General features: G+C 61.7%; 21 protein-coding genes and 1 pseudogene. 12 read left to right on the top strand and 10 right to left on the bottom strand.

The features are described from left to right. Positions 1–25 precede the first annotated feature (25 nt). Positions 26–3793: a peptidoglycan-binding protein gene (locus tag ISN39_RS01160; protein ID WP_194728898.1), complete on the top strand. Its 3768-nt coding sequence runs from the start codon at positions 26–28 to the stop codon at positions 3791–3793. 471 nt (positions 3794–4264) lie between these two features. On the opposite strand, the pseudogene ISN39_RS01155 reads toward ISN39_RS01160, so the two are convergent. Beyond that, positions 4265–5270 (bottom strand): annotated as a pseudogene (locus ISN39_RS01155) (IS110 family transposase). Positions 5271–5475: 205 nt separating this feature from the next. Here ISN39_RS01155 and ISN39_RS01150 point away from each other — a divergent pair. From ISN39_RS01150 to ISN39_RS01135, 4 genes are all read left to right on the top strand, one after another. Then, positions 5476–6090 (top strand): C39 family peptidase, encoded by a 615-nt coding sequence (locus tag ISN39_RS01150; RefSeq protein WP_194730070.1) that lies wholly within the window; start codon positions 5476–5478, stop codon positions 6088–6090. Positions 6091–6125: 35 nt separating this feature from the next. Next, positions 6126–7196 carry a D-alanine--D-alanine ligase family protein gene (locus ISN39_RS01145; RefSeq protein ID WP_194728897.1) on the top strand — a complete coding sequence of 357 codons (1071 nt, stop codon included), beginning with the start codon at positions 6126–6128 and terminating at the stop codon, positions 7194–7196. A 505-nt stretch (positions 7197–7701) separates the two neighbouring features. Continuing rightward, entirely contained in the window at positions 7702–8622 is a 921-nt protein-coding gene (locus ISN39_RS01140; protein WP_074070157.1) for a sulfite exporter TauE/SafE family protein, read from the top strand. 8 nt (positions 8623–8630) lie between these two features. Beyond that, positions 8631–9434, top strand: coding sequence for a TIGR02186 family protein (locus tag ISN39_RS01135; RefSeq protein ID WP_194730069.1), 804 nt, complete (start codon positions 8631–8633; stop codon positions 9432–9434). On the opposite strand, the gene ISN39_RS01130 is transcribed toward ISN39_RS01135, so the two are convergent. Further along, positions 9435–9941 (bottom strand): helix-turn-helix domain-containing protein, encoded by a 507-nt coding sequence (locus tag ISN39_RS01130; protein ID WP_194728896.1) that lies wholly within the window; start codon positions 9939–9941, stop codon positions 9435–9437. Between the two features lie 118 nt (positions 9942–10059). Here ISN39_RS01130 and ISN39_RS01125 point away from each other — a divergent pair, with 118 nt between their 5' ends. The 3 genes from ISN39_RS01125 (at position 10060) to ISN39_RS01115 (ending at position 11850) form a co-directional block, all read left to right on the top strand. Beyond that, the gene (locus ISN39_RS01125; RefSeq protein WP_074066580.1) at positions 10060–10620 is read left to right on the top strand and encodes a dihydrofolate reductase family protein; all 561 of its coding nucleotides are present in this window, start codon (positions 10060–10062) and stop codon (positions 10618–10620) included. Between the two features lie 22 nt (positions 10621–10642). Then, the gene (locus ISN39_RS01120; RefSeq protein WP_246763260.1) at positions 10643–11152 is read left to right on the top strand and encodes a universal stress protein; all 510 of its coding nucleotides are present in this window, start codon (positions 10643–10645) and stop codon (positions 11150–11152) included. A gap of 116 nt (positions 11153–11268) precedes the next feature. Then, positions 11269–11850: a transglycosylase SLT domain-containing protein gene (locus tag ISN39_RS01115; protein WP_074066579.1), complete on the top strand. Its 582-nt coding sequence runs from the start codon at positions 11269–11271 to the stop codon at positions 11848–11850. A 152-nt stretch (positions 11851–12002) separates the two neighbouring features. Here ISN39_RS01115 and pdeM read toward each other — a convergent pair whose 3' ends face one another. Genes pdeM through ISN39_RS01100 form a run of 3 tightly spaced genes read right to left on the bottom strand, consistent with a single transcriptional unit; the run spans position 12003 to position 15944 of the window. Next, on the bottom strand, positions 12003–12728 hold the full coding sequence (gene pdeM, locus ISN39_RS01110; RefSeq protein ID WP_074066578.1) for a ligase-associated DNA damage response endonuclease PdeM: 726 nt from the start codon (positions 12726–12728) through the stop codon (positions 12003–12005). 22 nt (positions 12729–12750) lie between these two features. Then, the gene (locus ISN39_RS01105) at positions 12751–15261 is read right to left on the bottom strand and encodes a ligase-associated DNA damage response DEXH box helicase (RefSeq protein WP_194728895.1); all 2511 of its coding nucleotides are present in this window, start codon (positions 15259–15261) and stop codon (positions 12751–12753) included. Positions 15262–15308: 47 nt separating this feature from the next. Then, complete coding sequence (locus tag ISN39_RS01100; RefSeq protein WP_074070156.1) at positions 15309–15944, bottom strand: YitT family protein; 636 nt, start codon at positions 15942–15944, stop codon at positions 15309–15311. 128 nt (positions 15945–16072) lie between these two features. Between ISN39_RS01100 and ISN39_RS01095 the strand changes: the two genes are divergently transcribed. Together ISN39_RS01095 and ISN39_RS01090 are read left to right on the top strand one after the other, a co-directional pair. Further along, positions 16073–16573, top strand: a complete 501-nt coding sequence (locus ISN39_RS01095) for an Rrf2 family transcriptional regulator (RefSeq protein ID WP_074066576.1) — start codon at positions 16073–16075, stop codon at positions 16571–16573. 24 nt (positions 16574–16597) lie between these two features. Next, complete coding sequence (locus ISN39_RS01090) at positions 16598–17059, top strand: carboxymuconolactone decarboxylase family protein (RefSeq protein WP_194728894.1); 462 nt, start codon at positions 16598–16600, stop codon at positions 17057–17059. Positions 17060–17370: 311 nt separating this feature from the next. Here ISN39_RS01090 and ISN39_RS01085 read toward each other — a convergent pair whose 3' ends face one another. Beyond that, on the bottom strand, positions 17371–18006 hold the full coding sequence (locus ISN39_RS01085; protein WP_194728893.1) for a YitT family protein: 636 nt from the start codon (positions 18004–18006) through the stop codon (positions 17371–17373). A gap of 210 nt (positions 18007–18216) precedes the next feature. Continuing rightward, entirely contained in the window at positions 18217–19143 is a 927-nt protein-coding gene (locus ISN39_RS01080; protein WP_194728892.1) for a tetratricopeptide repeat protein, read from the bottom strand. Positions 19144–19286: 143 nt separating this feature from the next. On the opposite strand from ISN39_RS01080, the gene ISN39_RS01075 reads away from it, so the two are divergent. After that, entirely contained in the window at positions 19287–19553 is a 267-nt protein-coding gene (locus tag ISN39_RS01075) for a DUF6460 domain-containing protein (RefSeq protein ID WP_022718289.1), read from the top strand. 2 nt (positions 19554–19555) lie between these two features. Continuing rightward, positions 19556–20053, top strand: coding sequence for a CAP domain-containing protein (locus tag ISN39_RS01070; RefSeq protein ID WP_194728891.1), 498 nt, complete (start codon positions 19556–19558; stop codon positions 20051–20053). Between the two features lie 262 nt (positions 20054–20315). Here ISN39_RS01070 and ISN39_RS01065 read toward each other — a convergent pair whose 3' ends face one another. From ISN39_RS01065 to ISN39_RS01055, 3 genes are read right to left on the bottom strand one after another with little or no spacing between them, the layout of a single operon-like run. Continuing rightward, on the bottom strand, positions 20316–21626 hold the full coding sequence (locus ISN39_RS01065; RefSeq protein ID WP_194728890.1) for an alpha/beta hydrolase: 1311 nt from the start codon (positions 21624–21626) through the stop codon (positions 20316–20318). 1 nt (position 21627) lies between these two features. After that, positions 21628–24678 (bottom strand): efflux RND transporter permease subunit, encoded by a 3051-nt coding sequence (locus tag ISN39_RS01060; RefSeq protein ID WP_194728889.1) that lies wholly within the window; start codon positions 24676–24678, stop codon positions 21628–21630. Further along, positions 24675–25772, bottom strand: coding sequence for an efflux RND transporter periplasmic adaptor subunit (locus tag ISN39_RS01055; protein ID WP_194728888.1), 1098 nt, complete (start codon positions 25770–25772; stop codon positions 24675–24677). The genes ISN39_RS01060 and ISN39_RS01055 overlap by 4 nt, the downstream gene beginning before the upstream one ends.

The following is a 25772-nucleotide window of genomic DNA, read 5'->3' as shown; positions in this document are numbered from 1 at the left end:
CCGAGCAGACGAAGCGAGCAGGAAGATGAACGGATCGCGATCCAATATTCCCCGGCATTCCGACAGGGCATCGCTCGATGCGCTAAACCGCACGATCGAGGGGCTTGAGGCACGCATCGAAGGGCTGATGGGCAAGGGAAGCCGCGAGCCGAGGCAGCAGCCGGCCGCAGCGGAGCGCGAAAGCTACGGGAGAGCTTACGAACCGGCTTATATAAGGCCGGAAGCCCGGCCTGATCCGCTCGCAGAAATCCGCGAGCGCCAGCGCACGCTCGATGCCGGTCGTGAACGCGCAGCCGCCGAACGTGCAGCTTACCGCGAACCGGCATCGGCCCCGCGTATGCCGGCACCGCAGGCCGCACCTGCTTATGGCGCCTCGCCCGACACGATGACCGAGATTGCCCAGGCGCTCGTCAACCTGCGCCAGGACCTGAAGCGCGACATTTCGGACGGTGTAGCGCGCGAGATGGATGCGCTGCGCACGGAACTGCGCGAGATCAAGACGAGCGCGCAGGACCGGCATTTCGCCGACGACATCCGCGAAGACATGGGCCGGCTCGCCCAGAGCATCAACCAGCTCTCCAGCCGTTCGGCTGGCCCGGAGACTGCGGGCCTGCGAAACGAATTCGAAGAACTGCGCTCACTGATGGACGGGCTTGCCCGCGAGGATTCCATCCGCCACATGGAACGCCGCTGGGACGGCTTCGAAAACCAGCTGCATGCGCTGGACACAGCAGGCCTGCAGGAAGAGCTGGTGTCGCTCGCCTATCGGCTCGACGATATCAAGCGCCATATCGGCGGCATGGGCGAAAGCCCGGCAGTGCGCGCACTGGAAGACAAGCTGATTGCGATCGCGACCGCGATGGAGCAATTCGGCAGCATGATCCAGCCGCATGACCGCGCCATGGCCGAGCAGTTTGCCGCGATGGATATGCGCCTTGACGAGATCAGCCGTGCGATCGCGGCGAGCGGGCGCAGCGCGGCAAGCGGCGACCCGGCGCTGATGCATCGCCTCGAAGGCCGGCTGAATGCGCTGGCCGAGCAGATCGATATGGTGGGCCGCAGTGCGGAAAGCCACGCCCTGCCCGCCGAGGGCCTTGCCGACCGGCTGGAAATGCTGACGCGGCGCGTGGAGGAACTCGCCAATACCAAAGCGACGGCACGCCTCGACGAGCGGCTCGAGCAGCTTTCCTTCATGCTCGAGCGTGCCCAGAAGACGGTTCCGCAGGCAGATCTCAACGGCACGCTCGCCGACATCTCCCGCAAGATCGACGCACTGGAAAGCGGCGCAGTCAACGACGCGCTGGCGGAACGGCTGGACTATCTTGCGCGCCGCATCGACCAGATGGACGTGCAGCCTGGCCCTGGCGCGGCTACCGATGACGGTGCATTCCGCCGCATCGAGGGGCGCCTCAGCGACATCGCGGCACGCCTCGAGGAAAGCACGGCGGCGCCCCCGACGGATTCGAGAGCCCTGAAGAACCTCGAAGACCAGATTGCCGGTCTTTCAGCGCTGATGAACACGCCGCGCGCCGGCGGTGACGGCATTCCCGTCGAGCTCGACCGCCGCATGGGCGCGATCGAAGACTATATGGCGACCAGCGACGAATACATCATCGAGGCGGCCCGCCAGGCGGCCGAAGCCGTCGTCGAAGCCTATTCCCGCAACGGCGGTCTTCAGGTCGGCGCAGTCCCAGCCGCCGATATGTCGGCGCTAAATGCACTCGCCGAAGATCTGCGGCATCTCGAAGAGCTCAGCCGCAGCAGCGATGAACGCACGCACAAGACGTTCCAGGCGCTGCACGAGACGCTGGTGCAGATCGCCGACCGGCTGGACGACATGGAAACCCGCAGCCGGCCGGCCGCACGAATGCCCGCCGCAAATGCCGATTTCGAGATCGATCCTTACGCGCTGGTCCCCGCCGGTGCCGAGGAAAGCGAGACGCAGGCCGTGTTCGGCCAGAAGGGTGCCTCGCCGCTCCTGCGCACAGCGGAAAGCGTCAGCGAGCCTGTCGTGCCTGAGCATGTTCCGCCCACAGCCGATACGAGCGTGAGCGCGATCGAAGCCGCAACCAATCCCGCTCGAGCTGCCACGCCCGCAAAAGGCAGCCTGCTTGCAGCACTCGGCAAGCGGCTGATTCCGGGCAAGAAGACGGAGAAGGCGAAGGCTGTCGAGCGGACCGTCATCGATCCCGCGCCGTCGATCGATCCGGTCGACCTGATGCCTGGCGAGGAAGCATCGAACGAGCCGCTGGAGCCGGGCTCGGGCGCACCGGATGTGAAGAAGATCCTGGAGCGGGTACGCGCCAGCCAGGTCGCGGCACGCAACAATCCGAAACCGGCAACGGAAAACGAGCGCGCCGACTATATCGCCGCCGCCCGTCGCGCAGCCCAGGCCGCCGCCATGGAAGCCGATCCAAAGGCCCAGCCGGTCAAGGGGGAGAAGAAAACCAAGGCGCCAAAGCCTGCCGGCGGCGCCAGCGCCTTCAGCCGCTTCCGCCGTCCGCTTCTGCTTGCTGCAGGCGCCGTGCTGCTCGCCATCATGGCCTTCCCCCTTGCCCGCACGCTGACCGGCGGCGAACAGGCGCCTCCGGCCGAAGTCTCGGTGCTTTCGGATGCCGCGCAGAACCCCGTTGCAGCCAATAGTTCGGCCATGCCGGAACAGAGTGCGGAAGCAACCGCAGCCGTCACTCCGACGGAATCTGCAGAACCCGAGGCCCCAGCACCGCTCGCCTTAGGGACGGCGCAGACCGAGCCCGAAGCGATGCAGCCCGCACCACCCGGCCACCTGACCGACGCCGTACCGCTTGACGGCGAAGGTGCCTCGACGCTGACGCCAGGCGCACCGGCACAGGATGCTGCAGCGTTTTCGCCCAAGGATGTTGCGGCTTCCACGAATGCCTCGCCCGCGGCACCTTCCATATCCGTGCCCGACACCATTCAGCCGCAGGCGCTTGCAGACGCCGCCCGCAACGGCGACCAGCTTGCGCTCTTCGAGATCGGCGCACGCTATACCGAAGGCCGCAACGGTCTGGCGGCCGACCAGGCGCAGGCCGCAAACTGGTATCAGCTTGCCGCCAACAAGGGCTTTGCTCCGGCGCAATACCGTCTCGGCAGCATGTACGAGAAGGGGACCGGCGTCGCACGCGATATCGGCAAGGCCAAGGCCTTCTACGAGCAGGCTGCCAATCAGGGCAATGCCAGCGCCATGCACAATCTGGCCGTGCTCTACGCCTCGGGCGCGCTCGGCGAGCAGGACTACACGACCGCGGCAAACTGGTTCACCAAGGCCGCCGATCTCGGCATCACCGACAGCCAATTCAACCTGGCGATCCTTTGCGCCCGCGGCAACGGCGTGGCGCAGGACCTCGGCGAAAGCTACAAGTGGTTCGCCATCGCTGCCCAGGGCGGCGACAAAGACGCCGGCGCCAAGCGCGACGAAGTGGCAAAGGCGATGAAGCCCGCCGACCTTGAAAAGGCACGGGCTGCAACGAGTGCCTGGAAGCCGCAGCCGCTCGACAACAAGGCCAACGGCATCGAAATCCCGGACGGCTGGGCGAGCAACGGCACGAAGACCTCGACCGTCGATATGAAGAAGGCGATCCGCAACATTCAGGCGATCCTCAACAACAACGGCTTCGACGCCGGCCCGCCGGACGGCGAGATGGGCGCGAAGACGACCGCCGCGATCAAGAGCTTCCAGAAGTCGGTCGGCCAGGAGCCGAGCGGCAGGATCAACGACGACACGGTAAAGGCGCTCCTGGAGCGCAACGCCAAGAACACGACCAAGGCTTGAGGGAAGGACAACGAACGCGTTCGAAACTGATTGGGATTGAGCACTGCTTCTACTTCCGTCAGCTCACGGGCCGTCGATTGCGAGCTGATACGCGTCAGATTTTCGCCTGAACAAATCCGGCTGAGGCAACCGGACGTTAACAGGGCTCTCCCGGACGGACGTAAGCGAGAACCGCTCATCTTGTGGCATTTGCCCCGCATATGTGGAACGGCCCGCATGGCAAGAGCTTTTTCAGTCGATTTCACACTTTGGGAGCGGTGCGGTCATATGTCCGGCCTTTGGACGCGGCGTATAACCGCTGGCCTCGATGAAGTCCGCGACACGAGGGGCTCATCAATTTTACGCGCTTCGAACGCATTGCGCTAAGCGGCCTCACTCGTTGCGGGATTTCGTCCCATCTGTTTATCGTCTATTTGTGCACCTTGCCTCTGCCGGCATGCGCCGATCAGATCGTCTTGACGGTCTCGGTCTTCAGGCGGCCACAGTCATCATCAGCGGCTCAACACGCCGATATATCCCGCCCTTCTTCAGAAGCGCCCAAATGATCCGCGCCGTCTTGTTGGCGAGGGCGACGGCTGCGACCTTGGAGGGCCGTCTGGTGAGAAGCGCGCTCAACCACGGCCGCGTCCGGGGTCGTTGCGAGCGATCCGCAGGGCGGATGTCGCGCCTAGAACCAGAAGAGTGCGCAGCTCCCGATTGCCCATCTTCGATATTCGTCCCAGCCGCTCCTTGCCGCCACTCGAATGAGCCTTTGGGGTCAGTCCCCAGCCAGGCCGCAAAATGACGGCCCGATTTGAACCCACCGGGATCGGGAACCAGCGCCTTAATAGTGGCCGCCGTGATCGCGCCCACGCCCGGAATCGTGGTCAGGCGGCGCATGTCCTCGTCGCGTCTTGCCTCAGTGATGATAGCGCGCTCGAGCCTGTCGATCTGCTCAGGGCGTCGACCTGATCGGCCATCGCAACTAATGCGAAGCGAGCCGCCGCGGGTAGACGAGCATCTGTTTCGTCTCGTACGATCGCAACCAACGCCTCAACCTTCGTCAGGCGGGCAGCGGCGATGATGCCCAATTCGGCCAGATGTGCGCGCAGGGCGTTGATGGCCTGCGTTCTCTGCCGCACCACAAGAGCGCGGGTCTTCAGCACCATCGCGGCAGCCTGCTGCTCGGCCGTCTTGATCGGGACGAAGCGCATGGTCTTGCCGGTCACCGCCTCACTGATCACCTCTGCGTCGGCAGCATCCGTCTTGCCGCGCTTGACAAAGGGCTTCACATAGGCCGGCGGGATAAGCCGCACCTCATGACCGAACTTGCCGATCTCGCGCGCCCAATAATGGCGCTGCCGCATGCTTCCATCCCGACCAGGCAGGGCGGCAGCCTTTCGAAGAGCCGCAGCACGTCGCCGCGACGTAGTTTTCGGTTGAAGATTGGCGAGCCATCGCCGTCTGCGCCGTGAACCTGGAAAACGTGTTTGGCCAAATCGAGCCCGATGGTGCTAACATCCTTCGTGGAACGGTTCCTCCTATTGTGGCGTTCGAACAACGGCCACCCTAGCACATCGATGCTGTTGGAGCGGGCCGTTCCACCATCAATTTTGAACGACCCTTTGCGTCCGCCGCAAAAGGGTCGTTTTGCTTGTGGAATTTCCCGGCGTGACTTGATCACCGATGGGGGATTCGTGAATATTCAGCGGGCCGACGTGCCCTATTTCAGCCAATGGGAAACGCCCGAGATGACGCTGCCGGTCGCGGCGGAGGGTTCTGCGGCGCTCATGCGCGATCCGCTGTGGCGGCATTCCGGCGCGCAGACGATCGAGGAATATGCCCGCTGGGGCGTCAATGTCTGCGGTATGGCCTGCCTGAAGATGATCCTAGCCGCGCGCGGTGAATTCCATCCGACGCTCGATCTTGCCCGCGGCTGCGCGGCCTACGGCGGCTATGTCGTCAATGAGGCCGATGCCTCGATCAAGGGGCTGATCTATGCGCCTTTCGTCAAGTTCGTCACCGAACGTTTCGGGCTAGGCGCGGAGACAGTGACGAATGTCGAAACGGCCGCCATTCCCGAACTTCTTTCGAAGCGGCAGTTTTTCATCGCCTCGGTGCATCACGCAATCCGCTGGCCAGAGCGTGAGCCGCCATCGAAGGGCGGCCACCTGGTGCTGGTGACGGCGGCCTCGCCCGAGACCATCCGCTTCCACAATCCTTCAGGACACAATCCGGAAAGCCAGGCGCATGTGACGCTGCCGCTTGCCGTCTTCGACCGCTTCTTCGCCAACCGCGGCATCGCCGTCGGCTTCTAAGTCTTTTCAACACCAAGTCATTCCGGAGATTTTACATGATTGCTGCATCAAACCGACTGCGCATTGCCGTGCTCTTCGGCGGACGCTCGACCGAGCACGATGTCTCCGTGCTTTCGGCTACGAATGTGATGCGCGCGCTGGAGCCTCAAAAATACGACGCCATTCCGGTGTTCGTCACCCGCGAAGGACAATGGCTGTTGAGCAGCTTCGAGGACGGCACGCTTGCGAAACCGGAAAAGGGAGCCGAGGTCTGCCTCGTGCCGGGCGGACGCGGACGTATGTTTGCAATTCCCGCTGGCGGATCGCCTTACGCACTGCCAACGATCGACATCCTCTTTCCGGTCCTTCACGGCCTGCATGGCGAGGACGGCTCCGTGCAGGGCCTTGCGGAGGTTGCCCGCGTGCCGCTTGCCGGCTGCGGCATTCTCGGATCGGCGACCGCGCTGGACAAGGACATCGCCAAGCAACTCATGAAGGCGGCCGGGGTGCCGATCGCGCGCTCCGTGACAATTCATGGGGGCGCACAGCCTCCCTTCGCCGCGCTGGAAAATGAACTCGGCCTGCCGCTCTTCATCAAGCCGGCGCGGCAGGGCTCATCGGTCGGCGTCAGGAAGGTCCATGCCAGCCAGGAATTCGACGGGGCGCTTGCGGAAGGCTTCCGGCACGACCGCAAGCTGCTTGCGGAGGAGTTCGTTCGTGGGCGCGAGATCGAATTCAGCGTGCTGGAGGACACGGCAGGCAACCTCTTCGTTTCACGGCCGGGCGAGATCGTGCCGGCGGAGAGCCATGGCTTCTACAGCTACAATGCGAAATATATCGACGAGAACGGTGCAGCGCTGAAAATACCGGCAGAATTGCCGCCGGAGGTCGAGGCCGGCATGCGGGATATGGCCGCAAGGGCTTTCAGGGCCGTCGGCTGCGACAGCATGGCGCGTGTCGACTTTTTCCTGACACCGGACATGCAATTCCTCGTCAACGAGATCAACACCATCCCCGGCTTCACCGATATCAGCATGTATTCCAAGGCAATGGCGGCAAGCGGCGTGAGTTATGCCGAAGTCATCGACCGGCTCGTGGCGCACGGGCTGGCACGGGCCGGGCAGTGACGATGCGATAGCCCTCAGGCGCGGTCCTCGACTTGCCTTGCAAGCTGCTCGATACCCGTGCACCCAGCCATCGTGGAGCCCACTTCGGCGTGCATGTTGCGGTCGGCGCTGTCTGAAGCACGAGAGAGCCATGTCGAACGGCTCCGCGAGGTCGCTGATGCTGGCCGGGCTTCGCCTAAACGGCCGAGCACTGCACGGCGCGTCGGGTCCGCAAACGCGAGAAAGATGCCGCTCAGCTGTTCTGAATACTGATCCATGAGGCTAAGTATCGCGGGAGAATACTTAGCGAAATGGCTAAGTATTTTCCGGCGAACAAGACTCCTCGCGTGCCGTCGTCACAAAATCTGAAAAAAGCCCAATTAATCGGAACTTATCGCTCGCGTAATGCGCGGATCGCATGTCGTTTATCGAAAGCCTCTGGCAACGATTTCACCGTATGATGCGCCATTCGAACGGGACGCAAGATACCTGCCCGGCGGGGGCAGTTCATAATTCGGGGTCGGCTGTGACAATCTATCTGCCCATCGCAGAATTGTCGGTGAACATCTTCATCATCCTCGGCATGGGTGCGGCCGTCGGCTTCCTGTCCGGCATGTTCGGCGTCGGCGGCGGCTTTCTGATCACGCCGCTTCTCATTTTCTATAACATTCCGCCCGTGGTTGCCGTCGCGACCGGCGCCAACCAGGTGGTCGCTTCCTCGATCTCCGGCGCGATCACGCATTTCAGGCGCGGGACGCTGGACGTGAAGCTCGGGACCGTATTGCTTGTCGGCGGTCTTGCGGGCGCGACGATCGGCATCTGGATCTTCTCCCTGTTGAGACGGGTCGGTCAGCTCGATCTCATCATCTCGCTGATGTACGTCATCTTCCTCGGCACCGTCGGCGGGCTGATGCTGCTTGAGAGCATCAACGCCATGCGGCGGGCGGCCAAGAACGTGCCGCCGACACCGCGCAGGCCCGGACATCACCACTGGGTCCACCGCTTGCCGCTGAAGGTGCGGTTCAAGAAATCGAAGATTTTCCTCAGCGTCATCCCGATCGTCGCGCTCGGCTTTGGGATCGGCATCCTGACCTCCATCATGGGCGTCGGCGGCGGCTTCATCATGGTGCCGGCGATGATCTACCTGCTGCGCATCCCGACCAATGTCGTCGTCGGCACATCACTGTTCCAGATCATCTTCGTGACCGCCTACACAACCGTGGTGCAGGCTGCGACGAACTTCTCCGTCGATATCGTACTTGCCTTCATCCTGATGGTGGCCGGCGTCGTCGGCGCGCAATACGGCGTGCGCGTCGGCCAGAAACTGCGCGGCGAACAATTGCGGGCGCTGCTCGGGCTGCTCGTTCTCGCCGTCGGCATCCGCCTGGCGGTGGCGCTGGTCGTGACGCCCGCGGACATCTATTCCGTCGTGATGGGGGCGTACTGATGAAGCGCCTGCGCCTTTGCCTTTGCCTTTTCGGTCTCTTCTGCCTGCTGCCGGGGATTGCCGCAGCGCAGATGCTGCTGCCGGGACAGAATTCCGAAGAGGAGCGCGAGGGCCTGGAGATCGGCACGTCCAGCAGCGAAATCGCCATCACGTCCGATTTCCGCGGCGCGGACCTGACGATCTTCGGGGCGTTGACCAATACCGACAACCTTTTGCTTGCCGTCGGCCAATACGACGTCGTCGTCGTTCTGGAGGGGCCGCGCGAAGATGCGACGGTGCGCAAGAAGGAACGCGTCTTCGGCATCTGGATCAATACCGACTCGATGACCTTCGAGGGCGTGCCGCATTCCTATTCCATGTCGAGCTCGCGCTCGATCGACGACGTCGTGACACCGCTCGACCTTACCGATCAGGGGATCGGCATCGACCATATTCCACTGACGCCCGTCGGCTTCGTCGGAGACGGCAGCAGCCTCGGCGAGTTCCGCACCGCCTTCCGGCGGCTGCAGCAGACCGGCGGGCTCTACGAGCGCGACCCCACCGGCGTGCGCTTCGTCAGTTCCAATCTTTTCAAGGCAAGCCTTCGCCTGCCGGCCAACATTCCGAACGGCGTGCATACGGTGCGTGCCTATCTCTTCAAGAGCGGTGTGTTCGTGACGCAAAAGTCGGTGCCGCTGCGCGTCATCAAGACCGGTATCGAGCAGATGCTCACCGATGCGGCTCATGAACAGCCGATTCCCTACGGCATGTTTGCCGTGTTCCTGGCGATCGTGACCGGCTGGGGCGCAAGCATCGTCTTCCGCAAGGATTGATCAGGCGGACTTTTTCTTTTTCGCAAGGACGTCGAGATAGGCTTCGGTCAGACGGCCTAGCACCGAGGGCGTTCCGGGTGGCAGTTGCTTGCCCAGGTGTTTGGCCCGCAATTCATCCATGAAATCTTCCCAAAGCCGCAGGCCGCCATTTTCCAACAACTCGGCGCGAATGGAGAGCTCTTCCGACACCGGCAGATGCCTGCGGCCCCACGCGCCCATATGGGCAAAGAGCGGCACGAGGTCGATCGCCATTTCGGTGAGACTATAGATGGCTTTCTGCTTATGCGTGGGATCGTCCTTCCTGGTCAGCAAGCCCTTGTCCACGAGGCGGCGCAGGCGGTCGGCAAGGATGTTCGAGGCGATGCCCTCCTCAGAATTCTGCAGCAGCTCGCGGAAGTGACGGCGATTGCCGAACATGATGTCGCGAATGACGATCAGGCTCCATCGGTCGCCGAGGATTTCCAGCGTCAGATTGATCGGGCAGCCGGAGCGGTGACGGTCGTCCATTTTTCATTCTCCAAAAACCACTTGCATTTTGCCATCGGTTTATCTAGTTTTCAACCAGTTGCTTGTTGCAACCGGTTCTGTTGTGGTATGGATTGACTATCGGATGGAGGAAATCGACATGAGAAAGCTTGTTGTCTGGAATCTGATGACGCTCGACGGCTACTTCGAAGGCAAAAAGCCCTGGGACATCGACTTCCACAATCTGGTCTGGGGGCCGGAACTGCAGAAATACTCCGAACAATTGGGCGAAGAAGGCGACCTGCTCGTCTTCGGCCGGAAGACCTACGAGGGCATGGCCGCCTATTGGCCGACGGCGGAAGAGAATGACAAGATCAAGCAATACATGAACAACACCGCAAAGATCGCCGTGTCGCGGACGATGAAAGAGCCGGGCTGGAACAATGCCCGCATCGTCAGCGATCCGGTTTCCGAGCTTCAAAAGCTCAAGGGGCAGGACGGCAAAACGATTTTCATCTTCGGCAGCGCCGAACTCTGCGACGCGATGCTGAAGGCCGGTCTTGTCGACGAGATCCGCATCTGCCTGGTGCCGGTGGTTCTCGGCGCGGGCAATCCGCACTTCAAGACGGCGACGGCGCAGCGACCGCTGAAGCTGCTGGAAGCGACACCGTTGAAGACCGGCGCGGTGATCTTGCGTTACGAACCGGCGAGCGCAGCGTGACGCCGACATTCGCGACAGTGTGATGCAGATCAAGGTGTTAGGCTGGTTCCTCCGTCAATATGCGAGCGTTGAAGGAGGAGCCAGCCCATGCACAAACACATTCTCATCCCGACCGAAGGTTCGCAGCTTTCCAACCGATGCGCTTGAAAAGGCGCTTGCCTTTGCAAAGGAGATCGGCGCCAAGGCAACGGTCCTGACCGTCGTCGAACCGGCCCATATCTTTTCCACGAATATCGATCAGCTGGAATCGGCGCGCGAAGAATATGACCGGCACAGCCAGCAAGTGGCAGACCGGGTCCTGGCGAATGCGGGTGCCCGGGCCAGAACGCATGGCCTCGATTGCGATACGACCCAGGTGACCAACCACGAACCCGCGAAGGCCATCGTCGACACAGCCGCGCAGCGCGGCTGCGACCTGATCGCCATGGCATCGCACGGACGCGAAGGCTTCACCGCATTCATGGTCGGCAGCGTGACGATGAAGATGCTCGCCCATTCAGAGATTCCCGGTTCTGGTCTACCGCTGATGTGACCCGGCGCTTGCGGCAGCGGGGCAAGCCTCGGTGCGTTGTGCATGTTCACCTTTGACTAAAAACCGAGTGTTAAGATTTACGAGTTAGTAATCTCTCGAAAACGAGAGGTTCTGTTTTGCGTACCCGTACTCTTCTCGTCCTGGTGCTGCTGGCGCTCGCCGCCGGCTGCGCCACGGCGCCTCGTCAGACCAGAAACATCTGCGCCGTCTTCGAACAGCGCAACGGCTTCTTCAGCAACTGGCAGCACGCGGCCGAGCGCGCCGAGAAGAAATACGCCGTGCCGGTGCCGATCCTGATGGCGACGATGTATGTGGAATCCGGTTTCCAGCCGAACGCCCGCCCGCCGCGCACGAAGCTTTTTGGCTTCATTCCCTGGACGCGTCCGTCGACCGCCTACGGCTATTCGCAGGCGCTCGACGGCACCTGGGACCACTATCAGTCGGCGACCGGCAATTGGGCTGCGCGGCGCACCAATTTTGCCGACGCGATCGACTTCATCGGCTGGTACCACTACAGCAACAGCCAGGCGACGGGCATCCAGCTCAACGACGCCTACAGGCTCTACATCGCTTACTATTCGGGGCCGAAGGGTTACAAGCGCGGCGACTGGCGCTCGAATGCGCAATTGCAGAAGACGGCACAGAGGTTTGCCGATATGGCAGCGACCTATCAGCGGCAGTTGCAGGGCTGTAATTGAGCTCCGATTTCTATGGCGTGGTGGCCATTCTCGTCTTTCGAGGCTTCGCCCTTGGAGCAAGCGCAGCGTTGTCTATCGAAAAGCAACGGCGGCGAGAGCCCTCATCTGGAGGTGCCAGAAGGGACTCAATGGACGAGGGCGGGCGCTCAACTTCAGCTGCGCAAATTCCCGAATCTCACCGAATAAATCCGATCCCGCCCCAGAAGATGAGCGACCAGGGACGACCTGTCGAACAGGCCCGTCAACGCCTTGTGTCCGAGATCCAGTCCGCCGGTCATGACGCCGAAGGCGGGCATGAGGAGGCGGGCGCCGTCGGTGGCGAAGCAGGGGCGGCGGACGGCTTTTTCCCGGCGGCGGACGGTGGCCGCGGGGTGCAGGTGACCGGCGATTTCACCGCTTTGCCGCCCACCTTTCGGCTCGTGACGGAAGGTCAGGCCGGCGTAATGCATTTCATCGACCGAAGAGCCGGGCAGATCGACCGTGCCGTCAGGGTCGTGATTGCCGTTGATCCAGATCCATTCGCGGCCGCGGGCCATATTGTCGATCAGGGAGCGGAAGGTCTCCGGTAGATGCGCCGAGCCGACGCGGTCGTGGAAATTGTCGCCGAGGGAGACGACAAGCTTCGGATTGTAGCGGGTGATGACGGCGCACAGCACCGTCAGCGTCGCCAGCGTGTCGTAAGGCGGCAACAACATGCCGCGACGGGCGAAGGCGGCGCCCTTTTCGAGATGAAGGTCGGAAACGACGAGGACGCCGGCATCCGGCAGGTAGAGCGCGCCGAGCGGATCGCAGACGGCCGCAACGCCATGAACACCGGTTTCGACGCCCGGCATCGGGACCAATCCGTTCAATTCACGCGCAAGCGCCAGGCGGTTCATCAATTTCGTCTATCCTGCATTATCAAGCCATGGCTTCGGCGATCAGATCCCCGGCCGCTTCGGCGAGCACGGCATCGTGGCCCTCGCCGTGAACAGGCTCCTTGCCGATCTCCAGCATCACCGGCACTGCGAGCGGGGAAATATGATCCAGCGCGCGATGCGTAATGTGGCCCTTGATTCGTCTCAGCATATCGCCAAGCCGGGAAATATCCAAAAGGCCGCTCGCTGCATCCTGGCGCGTCGCCTGTAGCAGGATATGGTCCGGCTCGTGGCTGCGCAGCACGTCGTAGATCAGATCGGCGGACACGGTGACCTGCCGTCCGGTCTTTTCCTTGCCAGGGTGACGGCGCTCGATCAAGCCTGCAATCACGGCACAATTGCGGAAGGTGCGCTTCAGCAGGAAAGATTCGTCGAGCCAGGCTTCGAGATCGTCACCGAGCATATCCTCATCGAAGAGATCGGAAAGGCCGAGACGGTCGTTGCGGATCATCAGGCCCATGTCTTCCAGCCCCCAGATGCCGAGCGAATAATCTGTTGCGACGAAACCGAGCGGCTTGGCGCCGGCCCGCTCCAGGCGCCGGGTAAGCAGCATGCCGAGCGTCTGATGCGCGAGGCGGCCCTCGAATGGATAGGCCACCATGTAGGCGCGGCTGCCGCGCGGAAAAGTCTCGATCAGCAGTTCGTCGCGCTTCGGGAGCATCGACTTGTCCTTCTGCAGCGACAGCCAGTCGCGGACCTGATCCGGCAGACGGTGCCAACGGTCGGGATCGGCGAGCATCGATCGCACCTGGTCGGCAAGATAGGTCGAAAGCGGAAACTTGCCGCCGGCATAGGACGGGATTTTCGGATCAAAGGAGAAGGCCTGGGAGACAAGCGCCTCGTTTTCGCGGATGCCTTCGAAGCGGAGTACCTTGCCTGAGAAGATGAAGGTGTCTCCCGCAGAAAGCTGTTCGAGAAAATATTCCTCCACCTTGCCGAGGGTTCCGCCGCCGCGGCCAATCTTGCCTGTCTCGCCGCGCTTCACCATCCGGATGTTCAGCATGGGGCTTTCGACGATGGTGCCGAGATTCAAGCGGTACTGCTGGGCAACCTGCGGATTGGAGACACGCCAGAGGCCCTCCTTCGTTTTGCGGATGCGCGCATATCGTTCGTAGGTGCGCAGCGCATAGCCGCCGGTTGCGACGAAATCGACGATCTGCTCGAAGGTTTCCCAGGAGAGATCGGCATAGGGCGAGGCGCTCCTCACCTCATCGTAGAGTTCCAGCATATCGAAGGGTTCGGCGCAGGCCATGCCGAGCACGTGCTGGGCAAGCGCATCGAGCGCGCCGCGGCCGACGGGCGGGGTGTCCTGTGCGCCGATATAGTTGGCGTCGAGGGCTGCCTGGCATTCCATGACCTCGAAACGGTTGGCGGGAACGAGGATCGCCTTGGAGGGCTCGTCCATGCGGTGATTGGCACGGCCGATGCGCTGGGCAAGGCGCGAGGCACCCTTCGGCGCACCGACATGGATGACGAGATCGACATCGCCCCAGTCGATCCCGAGATCGAGCGTCGAGGTGGCGACGACAGCGCGCAGCCTGTTAGCCGCCATCGCGGCCTCCACCTTGCGGCGCTGGGCGACATCGAGCGAGCCGTGATGCAAAGCGATCGGCAGGTTTTCCTCGTTGACCGTCCAGAGTTCCTGGAAAAGCATCTCGGCCTGCGATCGCGTGTTGACGAAAAGCAGCGTCGTTTGATGCTCGGTCAGCTGCCTGTAGATATCGGGGATTGCGTATCTGGCGGAATGGCCGGCCCAGGGGATGTGCTCATCCGTCGAAAGGATCGAGATATCCGGCTTGGCGCCGCCTTCGACGGTCACGAGACCTGCGTGCCGTTCCCTGCCCTCCTCCTGCGCAACCAGCCATTTCTGCAGGTCGATCGGTTCGGCAACCGTGGCGGAGAGGCCGATGGTGCTGAGGCCTGGCGCAAGGCGGCGTAGCCGGGCAAGACCAAGGGAGAGCATGTGGCCACGCTTCGACGTGACCAGAGAATGGAGCTCGTCGAAAACGACATACTTCAAGTCCTTGAAGAAGCGTTCGGCTTCCTTGTTGGCGAGCAAAAGCGCTACCTGCTCCGGCGTCGTCAGCAGGATATCGGGCGGATTGAGCTTCTGGCGCTGTCGCTTGGCGTTCGGCGTATCGCCGGTGCGGTTCTCCACGGTGACGGGCAGTCCCATCTCCCCTACCGGCTTCATGAGGTTGCGCTCGATATCGACGGCAAGTGCCTTCAGCGGCGAAACATAGAGCGTGTGGATGCCTTTAAAGGCGGCACCCGGCCGGCGCTTGCCGCGGCGGGTGAGATCGGTCAGCGCCGGCAGGAAACCGGCAAGCGTCTTGCCGGCGCCGGTCGGCGCGATCAGCAGCGTGCTTTCGCCTGCTTCGGCGCGGGCCAGCAATTCCAGCTGATGAGCGCGCGGCCGCCAACCCTTTTCCGCGAACCAGCGGATGAAGGGGGCGGGCAAGGCGGCGCGGGCTTCGGTATCGATCTGGTCCACGGGACAAAGGTAATGAAACCGACGTGAAATAGAAGAGCGGCCGCGCTTCACATGGCGATATAGCGGTCCTTGCGATGGTTGATGGCGAGCGTGAGGTTGAGCACCACGGCGCCGAGCACCGAGCAGGCGATGATGAAGGGGCTGGCGACGAAGAAGGAGAGCGCCAGGACGAGGCCATCGAAACCGAGCTGAACGAAGCCTGCGCGCCAGCCGAAGCGATCCTGGATGTAAAGCGCCAGGATGCCGATACCGCCGAGGCTTGCGCGATGGCGGAACAGCGCCAGCATGCCCGCGCCGATGACCAGGCCGCCGAAGAGAGCACCGGCGACGGGATCGACGTGCGAGAGCCCGATGAAACGCGGCGCGATTTCCGAAAGCACGGAGGTAAGTGCAATCGCCACAAAAGTCTTGACTGTGAAGGCGGGGCCGAGGCGGCGGAAGGCGAGATAATAAAACGGCAGGTTCACCGCAAAGAAGCAGAGGCCGAAGCTCCAGCCCGTCGCATAGTGCAGCAGGAATGCCATGCCCGCCGTGCCGCCTGCCAGAAGGCCGGCGCTGGAGAGAAGCGAGACGCCGAGCACAGCGAGCATGCTGCCCGCCACAAGTCCCTGTGCGTCATCGAAAAGCGAGTGTCTGTCCGACGACGAGTTCACAAGTCCGGCGAGAGCGGCTTTTTCTGCCATTGTTTTCCCCTTGGTATTTTCGGTTGTTCTATCCAGCCGTTCGGGCTTGGCAAGCAGGATTTCGATCGGTTGTTGACACATCGACAATTCATGGATATTTTTTATCCATGAATTGAAGAGGACCCCGCATGAAAATGGGTGACGGCGTCGAACAGGCGATCCACAGCGTCGCGATGCTTTCCGGGCTTTCGGAAGGCGGCGTGCTGTCGGCGGCTGCGATCGCAGAGTTTCATGGCGTTTCGACGAGTTACCTGCTGAAGCACCTGCAGGCGCTGTCCGGCGCGGGCATTCTCGACACGGTGCCGGGACCGAAGGGCGGATACAAGCTTGCGAAAGTTCCAGAGGGTATTTCCCTGCTCGATATCGTGCTTGCCGTCGAAGGACCGGCACCAGCGTTCCGCTGTGGGGAAATCCGCCAGCGCGGGCCAAACCCGCTGCCGCAGCGCTATTTCGCCAAGCCCTGCCAGATCAGCGCTGCGATGCAGAAAGCCGAGCGCGCCTACCGCACCGAACTCGCCAAGATCAGTATCGCCGACATCCTGATCGAGCTTTCCGCCGCAGATGATGGCGGGATCGCCGCACGCGGCTGCGCATTCCTTGAGACCCACGAACGCAAAAAGGCTCGCTGAGCCATAACCCAAAGGAGAAAGATTATGCAGGCACGTTTCAACTTCGCAAAGGCCTCGCCGGAAGCCTACAAGGCGGTTGCCGCCCTGGAGCAATATGTCCAGAGCTCCGGCCTCGAGCGCCGCTTCATCCACCTCATCAAGCTGCGCGCCTCGCAGATCAACGGCTGCGCTTACTGCGTCGACATGCACGTCAAGGAAGCCCGCCATGACGGCCTTGGCGAACAGTGGATCAACCTGATCTGCACCTGGAAGGAATCGCCAGTCTATGACGCGAAGGAACGCGCCCTGCTCGGCTGGGTCGATGCTGTCACGAAGATCGCGGAGACCGGCGCACCCGATGCGGACTTCGAAGCCCTCAAAGCGCATTTCAGCGAGGAGGAAGTCACCAAAATTACGGTGGCGATCGGCACGATCAACGTCTGGAACCGGCTGGCCGTCGGCTTCCGCAGCCAGCATCCGATCGATCAGCCGGCGAAGGCTGCTTGAATTTTTCGCGCAGCAAAAAGCCTGAGGCACAGCTTGAAGCGACCGACCCGATGAAAATCGGGTCGGCAAAAATGTCGATCAGTTGCTACGGGCACCTGATCCATCGAAGTTATTGATAATCTCACGGATGACTTGGGCGATCTTTTCCGCTGAGGAGCCCTTGGCGTACTCCTCGTTCATGCGGCGTCTGATAAGCTTTTCCAACTCTGACATGTCTTCACCTCATCTATCCGGCGCGGGGCGAGTGTCGCTCCCAGCCTGAGAGCAGGCAAGTTACGATTTGTTTATGATTGAACTGCCGCTTCGGGAACTTACAGCGCGATATAACGATCCGCGCGGTGGTTGATGGTCAGGAAGAGATTGAGGACGACCGCGCCGAGAACGGAATAGATGACCACCGGCGGCGTAGTGACGAAAAAGGCGGCGGCAAGCACGCACATGTCGACGGAAAGCTGCACGAGACCGGCGCGGATGCCGAAACGCTCCTGCATGTAGATGCCGAGAATGCCAACGCCGCCGAGACTGGCGCGGTGGCGGTAAAGTGCAAGTAGGCCGAAGCCGAGCAGCAGGCCGCCGAGTAGCGCTGCCCAGGCCGGATGGATGCTGGAAATCTCAAAAAAACGCGACTGCACATCGGCAAGCACCGACGTGAGACCGATGGCGACAAAGGTCTTTATCGTGAAGGCGATGCCGAGACGCTTCCAGGAGAGATAGAAAAACGGCAGGTTGAGCAGGAAGAAGGCAAGGCCGAAATTCACGCCAAAAGTATAGTGCAGCAGGAAGGCGATGCCGGCCGTACTGCCGGTGAGAAGCCCGGCGCTGGCGAGCACATAAAGGCCGAGTGCAGACACGAGGCTGCCGGAGAATATGCCCTGCACATCTTCGAGCGGCGTATGGCGCGTTGCGCTGGTGTTCCAGAAACCGAGGGCACCGATGCGTTGAGCCATGGCGGCAATCTCCAACAGCAGAAGAGGAAAGCGCCGGAGAAGTCCCCGCGCGACGGATCGTATGGTGAACAGGCTGAGGCGTTCCTGCTTGTTCTTCCGCGGCGCCGGTCAGCTATGATGGGAATTATCGAGCTTTTCGCCGTTGCGAGCAAGCGAAATATGTAAGTAATGCTGACCTATTTTCAACTCGCAACATTTTTGCGCAAAAGGCTATCGCCGTGCAAGGAACAGAATGCCGGCGACCGGTTTGCCGCCATCCTTTCGAATCGTGGTTTTGACGGTGTCGATGATTTCGAAACCGTAACGGCGACAAAGGCTGCGAACATAGGCTTCCGTGTGAGCGTAGCGCAGCGACGGCGCGAGATGAAAACCGTCTCCCTCGCCCGCGTCTTCGACCGAAAAGGCGAAATCCGCACCGGATGTGGCGAGGCGATCGACGATTGCGAAGGTGCTTTCGAGATTGCCGAGATACATGAGCACATCGGCAGCCGCGATCAGATCAGCGCGGTATTCTGCGCCATCCGCAAAGACGCCTGAGCCTTCTGGCGCAAGAGAAAGGTCGGCCTGGGCCAGGTGATCGTAGATTGCCTTCTCCTCGGCCTTGGCGAGCATGTTCTGCGAGAGGTCGTAGCCTTCAAGCCGCCCGGCACGGGCGCAAATTTCCGGACCAAGCAGGCCGGTGCCGCAGCCGAGATCAACGGCCAGCGAATATTTGCGGCCGGTGGCAGCGACAAGTGCTGCGAGTTTCTGCGGAACGGTATAATCCAGCTTTTCGACGAGCGAGCTTTCGAAACGGGCGGCATAATCATCGAACAGCCGCTCGACATAGCGGCTCGGAGGCCGGTCCGGCGTTTCGGAATCACCGAGCAGGGCGAGCTTGAGGCTTGCACCGAAGATATCCTCGGGATCGAGCGCCAGCGTCTTGCGATAGGCTTCGATCGCGGATTGCACTTTGCCGGCCTTCTCCCGGTAGGTCGCGAGGCGATACCAGCCGGCAGCCCAGACGGGCGTCAGTTCCAGCGCCTGCTCCATCAGTTCGGCGGCCGCATCCGGCTCGCCGCCCTCGTTAAGCATCTTCGCATAGTCGGCGCGGCGGTCGGCGATGACGTCGCCGGAGGAAAGCTGGCTTTGCTGCATGATGTGGCCCGTTGAATGCCTGCGCATTTGGCGGCGGCCACAAAAAAACTCAAGTCCTATTTCAGAGGCGGAACGGCCGGTTCCGGAAAAGGCTTGCGGGCGACGCGCCGCAACCGTATTTCAGGGCAAACAGGAGATGGCGCATGTCCGATCAGGTAAACAAATTTCTGGGCGACTCGCTCGGCCGCACATTGGTGAAGCTCTTAGTCGTTTCGCTGATTGTCGGTTTCGTGATGACCGTTTTCGGATGGGCGCCGCTGGACCTCGTCTATAGCATCCGCGATTTCATCCGCGAGATCTGGTACCGGGGTTTTTCGGCTCTCGGCCGCATCGGTGATTATCTGCTGCTTGGTGCAACGGTCGTCATTCCGATCTTCATTATCATCCGACTTTTCAACTTCCGCCGGTAAACATGACATCCATCGATCTTTCCAGGCGCAATCTGCTGCGCATCTCAGGCCTTGTCCTCCTGACGGGCGTCGCAAGCTGCACGACCGCACCCAGAATGTCCTCCACGCCTTCGGACGGGGACGACGAGACGGCAGCGGCGCTGCCGCTCGTCAACCAGCTTCGTGCCAAAAACGGCCTGACGGCGCTTCGCGTCGATCCGGCGGCAAGCGCTGCGGCAATCTACCAGGCCAAGCGAATGGCAAGCGCCGGCAAGATGACGCATCTGATGGGCATGGCCGACAGTTTCGGCGCGCGCGTGACGAAAAGTGGCGTGCAGCTTCCAGCGGCCGAAAACATCGCCGCCGGCCAGCAGAGCGTCGACGCGGCGGTGACGGCCTGGATCAACTCGCAGCACCATCTCGAAAACATGCTGGGACGCTATAACGGGCTCGGCGTGGCCGTTGCGCACAATACGTCTTCCCGGAACATACCTTATTGGGCCATGGTTCTTTCTAGCTGAGGCGATTCTGCCTCTCACGACCGAGGCAGAAATGGATACCGGAACCCGCGAAAACCGGCTGGCATTCGATGTGACGCACCGGCTGGTGCCCTCGATCGTTGTGCCATTTTCCATTTGCCAATCCTATCGCGCCCCTTTGCGGCGGCACCCTGTCGTTTCGACGTTCTGAGATCATCTGGTCATCGTGCAGGCGACCCGCCGAAGGGCCATGCTGGACGCGCGTTCGTCAGATTGGTCATCTCATTGAGGCGCGCATTTCGGTTCAGTAGGAAATCTGCCCGTCCACGATCTGTCCTCCGCCCGGAGAAAGCTCCCGCTTCAAGAGCTCGCGCTTCAAGACCTCGCGCGCCTCCGGATTGATGACCGCGACGGGAGCCGCAACGGCTACGCGCGCTGCCGAACCGGCGAAATTGGCCGCAGTCATTCCGATCTGGTTCGTAACGCTTGCCTTTCCGCCATCCAGGCTCTGTCCCGCCAGCCGCCGCCCGAGCAGGCGCACGATCTCGGGAGTGTCGGCGAAGGCATTGTGGCCGAGCGGATCGCTCGTTGCGATGGCGGTCGTGTCGATGACAGAAACGCCGAGTTCTTCGAGCAACGGTGCATAGGGCCTGAGATCGGATCCACCGACGCGGTCGACCCCGCCAGACAGCCAACTGGAGACCTCCAGGGCCTTGTCGCGTGTCGACGTCAGGATTGCAAAATGCGGCCGTTTTGGCCCCATTTCAACGAATTGACGACGAAACACGTCGATATCGATGTCCGGCGAGGCCAGTATGACATTCTTGACCTTCGCCGGGATTGATTTTTCGCGCATGGCGACGCCGCGCAACGCCTCTGCCGCAAGCCAGCCTCCCATGGAATGAGCGAGAACCGTCACGTCTTGAACATCAGGACTTCTTGCGGCCTGAAGGATGAGATCCTCCAGCGCCCGACGCGAGTAGTTGGCGCTCTCCTTGTCATAGAGGTAGTCGAACGCGCGCCCCCGCGACGGCCAGGTGAAGAGGATCGGCGCGGCGTCGGTTCCGGAGTCATGGACAATCTGCGCGAAGCGGAAGACCGCGTCGGCATAGGTGTTGTTGAATCCATGTACGAAAATGATGACCTGACGCTTGGAGTTTCGATTCCTGCGGTACCAGTCCAGGGCCTGGCCTTCGGACCGGACTTTCGCGACTTCCGTGACCGCAAACTCCCTTTCCGGCTTGGGCGGCATGCGTGAAGGCCACTGCACCTCCCCGATCTTGCGGTTGCGGTCGGGAGGTATGGACACATCGACGCTGTTGAGGGAAATCGCCGTCCCGCGGTCGCCGGAATAGAGTTTGCCAGGATCCTGCGACGGTTTGCGCGTCGTGGCGACCAGCATGGTGACCCGGTTCGTGTCCGTCGGGGCTACGGCGAGAGGCTGAAGAACATCCTGCACCCGGTTGGCGCAACCCGATGCAACGAGACATAGGATTAGAAGAAGCGGGACGGTTCGCCCGATGCACGCGCGATGGATGGCAGCGATCGTCTGAACGAACCCAAGCAGGGTGAGCCCCTGGGCAGTGCGCCCAGGGAGCAAGAAGGATGTTGTCATCTCAGGGCTGCTCGATTTCACGGGGTATCCGGAACCAGGCAACGTAGAGCGCCGGCAAGAAGAGGAGCGTTAGTGCCGTGCCCACGACGATACCCCCCATCATCGCATAGGCCATGGGTCCCCAGAATATCTCGTGCGAGATCGGGATTAGCGCCAGGGTCGCGGCTGCGGCGGTGAGCATGATGGGCCGCATGCGGTGTTCGGTCGCCTCCACCACCGCCTTCCAGGGCGACCTTCCCGCGGCTCGCAATTCCTCGATCTCCACGATCAGGATCACGGAGTTGCGGATGAGGATGCCGACGAGCGCGAGCACGCCCAGGAGTGCGACGAAGCCGAGCGGCGCATGGCTGGTAAGCAGCGCAACGACGACGCCGATCAGCGCCAGCGGGGCAACCGAGAAGACCAGGAAGAGCCTGTGGAAGCTCTGGAGCTGGATCATCAGGAGCGTCGCCATGATGACGAACATGGCCGGTGCCGCGTTTGCAATGGGACCCTGGGACTTGGCGCTTTCCTCGACCGCGCCGCCGACTGCAACGGAATACCCAACCGGCAGCGTCTTTTCGAAGGCCGCAACCTTGTCGGAGAGCGCCTTCACGACGGTCGCCGGCTGGGTTGCATCGCCGATCCCGGCCTTGATCGTGATGGTCGGAACTCTGTCGCGCCGCCAGATCGTCGGCTGTTCGAGCTCATAGTGGAAGGTTGCGACCGATGACAGTGGGACGGATTGACCACTGCTGCTCTGCAGTTGCAGATCAAGCAGGGTGTCGATCGAGCCGCGCTCCTTTTCTGCGGCACGGCCGATGACATCCACCAGATAGATGTTGTCCCGGACCTGCGTCACCGCGTTTCCCTGTACGACGGTGTTGAGCGCCATTGCGATATCCTGGGACGAGACGCCGAGCTGTCGGGCCTTGTCCTGTAGCACGTCCATCTTCACGACGCGGGCCGGCTCGTTCCAGTCGAAGGCAAGGTTCCTTAGGGAAGGATCAGTGCCGACGATCGATCCAAGCTTCTGTGCCAGGTCGCGCACCGTCTGCAGATTTTCGCCGGACACACGGTACTGAATCGGCTTGCCGACCGGCGGTCCGATTTCCAGCAGCTTCACATAGGCATCCGTTCCGGGAAAGGTCTTCTGAAGATAGGCTTCCGCTTCTTGCTTCAGCTTGTCGCGGGCGTCGAGTCCCTTGGCAACGATGATCGTCTGACCGAAGGAAACGTCAGCCGGCTGCACGTCGAAGGAAAGGATGAAGCGCGGCGCGCCTCTCCCGACATATGTCGACCAGTGCTCGACCGTAGGATTGCCGGCCAGCATCTCGTGTTCGAACTGAGCCATTTGGCGGCTCGTTTCGGCAATTGAGCTGTTCTGCGGCAGATTCCAGTCAACGATCAGTTCCGGCCGATCCGAACTCGGGAAGAACTGCTGTTGCACCATCGTCAGGCCGACGATCGATCCTGCGAAGAGAACGACTGTTGCGACGATCGTCATCCAGCGCCAGCGCAGGCAGAATTGCAGCATGCTGGAGAATGCTTTCGCAAACCGGCCCTTGTGCTCGGCATGCTTCTTCATCGTCTTCGGCAGCAAGGTCACGCCGATGAGAGGCGTGAACAGGACGGCAACGATCCAGGAGACGACAAGCGATACGGCGATAACGACGAAGAGGGTGAAGGTGAACTCGCCCGCGCTGCTCTTGTTGAATGCGACGGGGATGAATCCCGCGACAGTCACGAGCGTGCCGGTCAGCATCGGAAAGGCGGTGGACGTGTAGACGTAAGTGGCGGCCTTCCTGAGACTGTCACCCATTTCCAGCCGTGCCACCATCATCTCGACGGCGATCATGGCGTCGTCGACGAGGAGGCCGAGCGCAATGATCAGCGCTCCGAGCGAGATACGCTGCAGGGATATGCCTGTATAGAGCATCACCATAAAGGTGATGCCGAGAACGAGCGGGATCGCGATTGCCACGACGAGGCCGGCCCTGAACCCGAGACTGATGAAACTGATCGCGAGCACGATCGCGACCGCCTCGAACAGGGCCTTCGTGAAGCCACCCACTGCCTCGTCAACCACTTTCGGCTGGTCGGAGACCTGTTCAACGGAGACGCCGACCGGAAGATCCTGTACGATCTTGCTCATCGTCTTTTCGAGCGTTTCGCCGAAGGCAAGCAGATTGCCGCCCGTCTTCATACCAATCGCAAGCCCGATGGCCGGCTTTCCGTTGAAGCGGAAGAGCGACGTCGCCGGATCGACGTAGCCGCGGGTGATCGTTGCGACGTCGGTCAGCGGGAAGAAGCGGTCGTTTACCCGAAGATTGATCCCACGCAAGGTCTCTTCGGAGATGAAGCGTCCGCCGACCCGCAAAGCGACCCGCTCCGGCCCGGTTTCGACAAAACCGGACTGGGTGACGGCGTTTTGCGCCTGCAGCGTGGCAATGATGGCGGCGCGGTCGATGCCGAGGGCGGCGATCTTGCGGGTGGAGAACTCGAGATAGATCACCTCATCCTGCGCACCGACGATGTCGACCTTGCCGACGTCCTGGATCTTGAGAATCTGCGTTCGGGCACCTTCGGCGAAATCGCGCAGTTCCCTCTGACTAAGGCCGTCGCCCGTGAAGGCAAAGATATTGCCATAGACGTCGCCGAACTGATCGTCGAAGAAGGGTCCGACCACGCCTTGGGGGAATTCGTGCTTGATATCGTCGATCAAGTTGCGGACACGCGACCAGGTGGGCTTTACGTCCCGCGCGTTTGTATCCGGCAACAAGTCGACGAAGACGATCGTCTGACCAGCGGTCGTGATACTGCGGGTATGTTCCAGCTTGTCGAGTTCCTGGAGCTTCTTTTCGATGCGGTCCGTAACCTGCTGTGTCACTTCTTCGGCAGAAGCGCCGGGCCATTGGGCCTGGATCACCATCGTCTTGATCGTGAAGGATGGATCTTCCTCGCGGCCGAGCGCCAGATAGGCAAAGGCGCCCGCCACTGCGAACATGATCATGAAATACCAGACGAGAGAACGATGCTCGAGCGCCCAGTCAGAAAGATTGAATTTATTCACGGGCGTGGCTCCTGTTCGAGTTTCACCTTCTGTCCATCGGCAAGTTCATTGACTCCGGCGATGACGACTTCTTCTCCCTCCCGCAGACCGGACAGAACCCGGACGGAGCGGGCGTCGGACGCCCGGCCATCGAGCTGAACCGGCCTCGGGGTGACTGTGGCTAGCGACCGATCCACCACCCATACGTGGCTGGCACCGCCTTCGCTGCGGATAGCGGAGACTGGCAGCGCGATCGCCTGCTTCCTTTCTTCGGCAAACGGTGTTGCGGTGACCACTGCGCCGAGACGGAAGATGTCCGGCGCACGATCGATGGCGACCTTCAGCCGATAGGTGCGGGTATTCGGATCGGCCTGAGGCGCGATCTCGCGGACGACACCAATGGCTCGAATCCTGCTGTCAAGCTGAAGGGCGACATTAAAGCGGTCGTCCAGGCGAATATTGCTGAACTGCGCCTCCGGAACGTCGACGACCACGTCGCGCTGCTCCAGGCGTGCCAGCTTCAAGACAGGCTGGCCCGCCGAGACGGTCTGGCCCATTTCTCCGAACGTGGCGGTGACGACGCCATCGAACTCGGCCCTCAGCTCGGAGTAGCCAAGCTGCTCATGCGCCTTGGCAAGGCTGGCCGTTGCTTTCGCAGCATTGGCTGCAGCCGACTTGAGCTGCTGTTCGGCAAGATCGTGATCGGCAATGCTGGCTGCATTGCTCTGGACGAGCCTTCGCTTGCGCATTTCGGTCGTCGCGGCGTTCTCCAACTGGGCCTGGGCGTTGCGCAGATCGGCTTCCGCGCTCTTGACCACGAGCTGCAGACTGAGAGGATCGATCTCCGCAAGGACATCGCCCTTGTGGACCAGGTCGCCAACATCGACCTTGCGAGACACCATCCGCCCGAGAGTCCGGAACGCCAGATCGGTCTCGATGCGGGCTCGCACGACGCCAGGCAAGCTTGCCGCTTGGTCCCGTTCGGCCGCAGCGATGACAACTTTGACAGGACGGGGACCTGCCTGCTCTCCTGCAACCGAGCTTTGGTCGCAGCCGACAAGCAGGGAGACTGATAGAATAAGTGGAAGAGAGGTGCATATGCGGTTGAGGGTCAT

This window comes from Rhizobium sp. 007, assembly GCF_015353075.1.
Lineage (GTDB): Bacteria > Pseudomonadota > Alphaproteobacteria > Rhizobiales > Rhizobiaceae > Rhizobium.
The sequence above is the reverse complement of the archived record's forward strand: the minus strand, read 5'-3'. Positions and strand labels throughout refer to the sequence as shown.

What these genes read in the sequence shown, in the direction of transcription:
- ISN39_RS01125 (WP_074066580.1), top strand. Translation starts at nt 10,060, where the DNA reads ATGAGAAAGCTTGTTGTCTGGAATCTGATGACGCTCGACGGCTACTTC.
- pdeM (WP_074066578.1), bottom strand. Translation starts at nt 12,728, where the DNA reads ATGAACCGCCTGGCGCTTGCGCGTGAATTGAACGGATTGGTCCCGATG.
- ISN39_RS01100 (WP_074070156.1), bottom strand. Translation starts at nt 15,944, where the DNA reads ATGGCAGAAAAAGCCGCTCTCGCCGGACTTGTGAACTCGTCGTCGGAC.
- ISN39_RS01090 (WP_194728894.1), top strand. Translation starts at nt 16,598, where the DNA reads ATGCAGGCACGTTTCAACTTCGCAAAGGCCTCGCCGGAAGCCTACAAG.
- ISN39_RS01075 (WP_022718289.1), top strand. Translation starts at nt 19,287, where the DNA reads ATGTCCGATCAGGTAAACAAATTTCTGGGCGACTCGCTCGGCCGCACA.
- ISN39_RS01065 (WP_194728890.1), bottom strand. Translation starts at nt 21,626, where the DNA reads ATGACAACATCCTTCTTGCTCCCTGGGCGCACTGCCCAGGGGCTCACC.
- ISN39_RS01160 (WP_194728898.1), top strand. Translation starts at nt 26, where the DNA reads ATGAACGGATCGCGATCCAATATTCCCCGGCATTCCGACAGGGCATCG.
- ISN39_RS01120 (WP_246763260.1), top strand. Translation starts at nt 10,643, where the DNA reads ATGCAGATCAAGGTGTTAGGCTGGTTCCTCCGTCAATATGCGAGCGTT.
- ISN39_RS01095 (WP_074066576.1), top strand. Translation starts at nt 16,073, where the DNA reads ATGAAAATGGGTGACGGCGTCGAACAGGCGATCCACAGCGTCGCGATG.
- ISN39_RS01080 (WP_194728892.1), bottom strand. Translation starts at nt 19,143, where the DNA reads ATGCAGCAAAGCCAGCTTTCCTCCGGCGACGTCATCGCCGACCGCCGC.
- ISN39_RS01085 (WP_194728893.1), bottom strand. Translation starts at nt 18,006, where the DNA reads ATGGCTCAACGCATCGGTGCCCTCGGTTTCTGGAACACCAGCGCAACG.
- ISN39_RS01130 (WP_194728896.1), bottom strand. Translation starts at nt 9,941, where the DNA reads ATGGACGACCGTCACCGCTCCGGCTGCCCGATCAATCTGACGCTGGAA.
- ISN39_RS01145 (WP_194728897.1), top strand. Translation starts at nt 6,126, where the DNA reads ATGATTGCTGCATCAAACCGACTGCGCATTGCCGTGCTCTTCGGCGGA.
- ISN39_RS01070 (WP_194728891.1), top strand. Translation starts at nt 19,556, where the DNA reads ATGACATCCATCGATCTTTCCAGGCGCAATCTGCTGCGCATCTCAGGC.
- ISN39_RS01055 (WP_194728888.1), bottom strand. Translation starts at nt 25,772, where the DNA reads ATGACCCTCAACCGCATATGCACCTCTCTTCCACTTATTCTATCAGTC.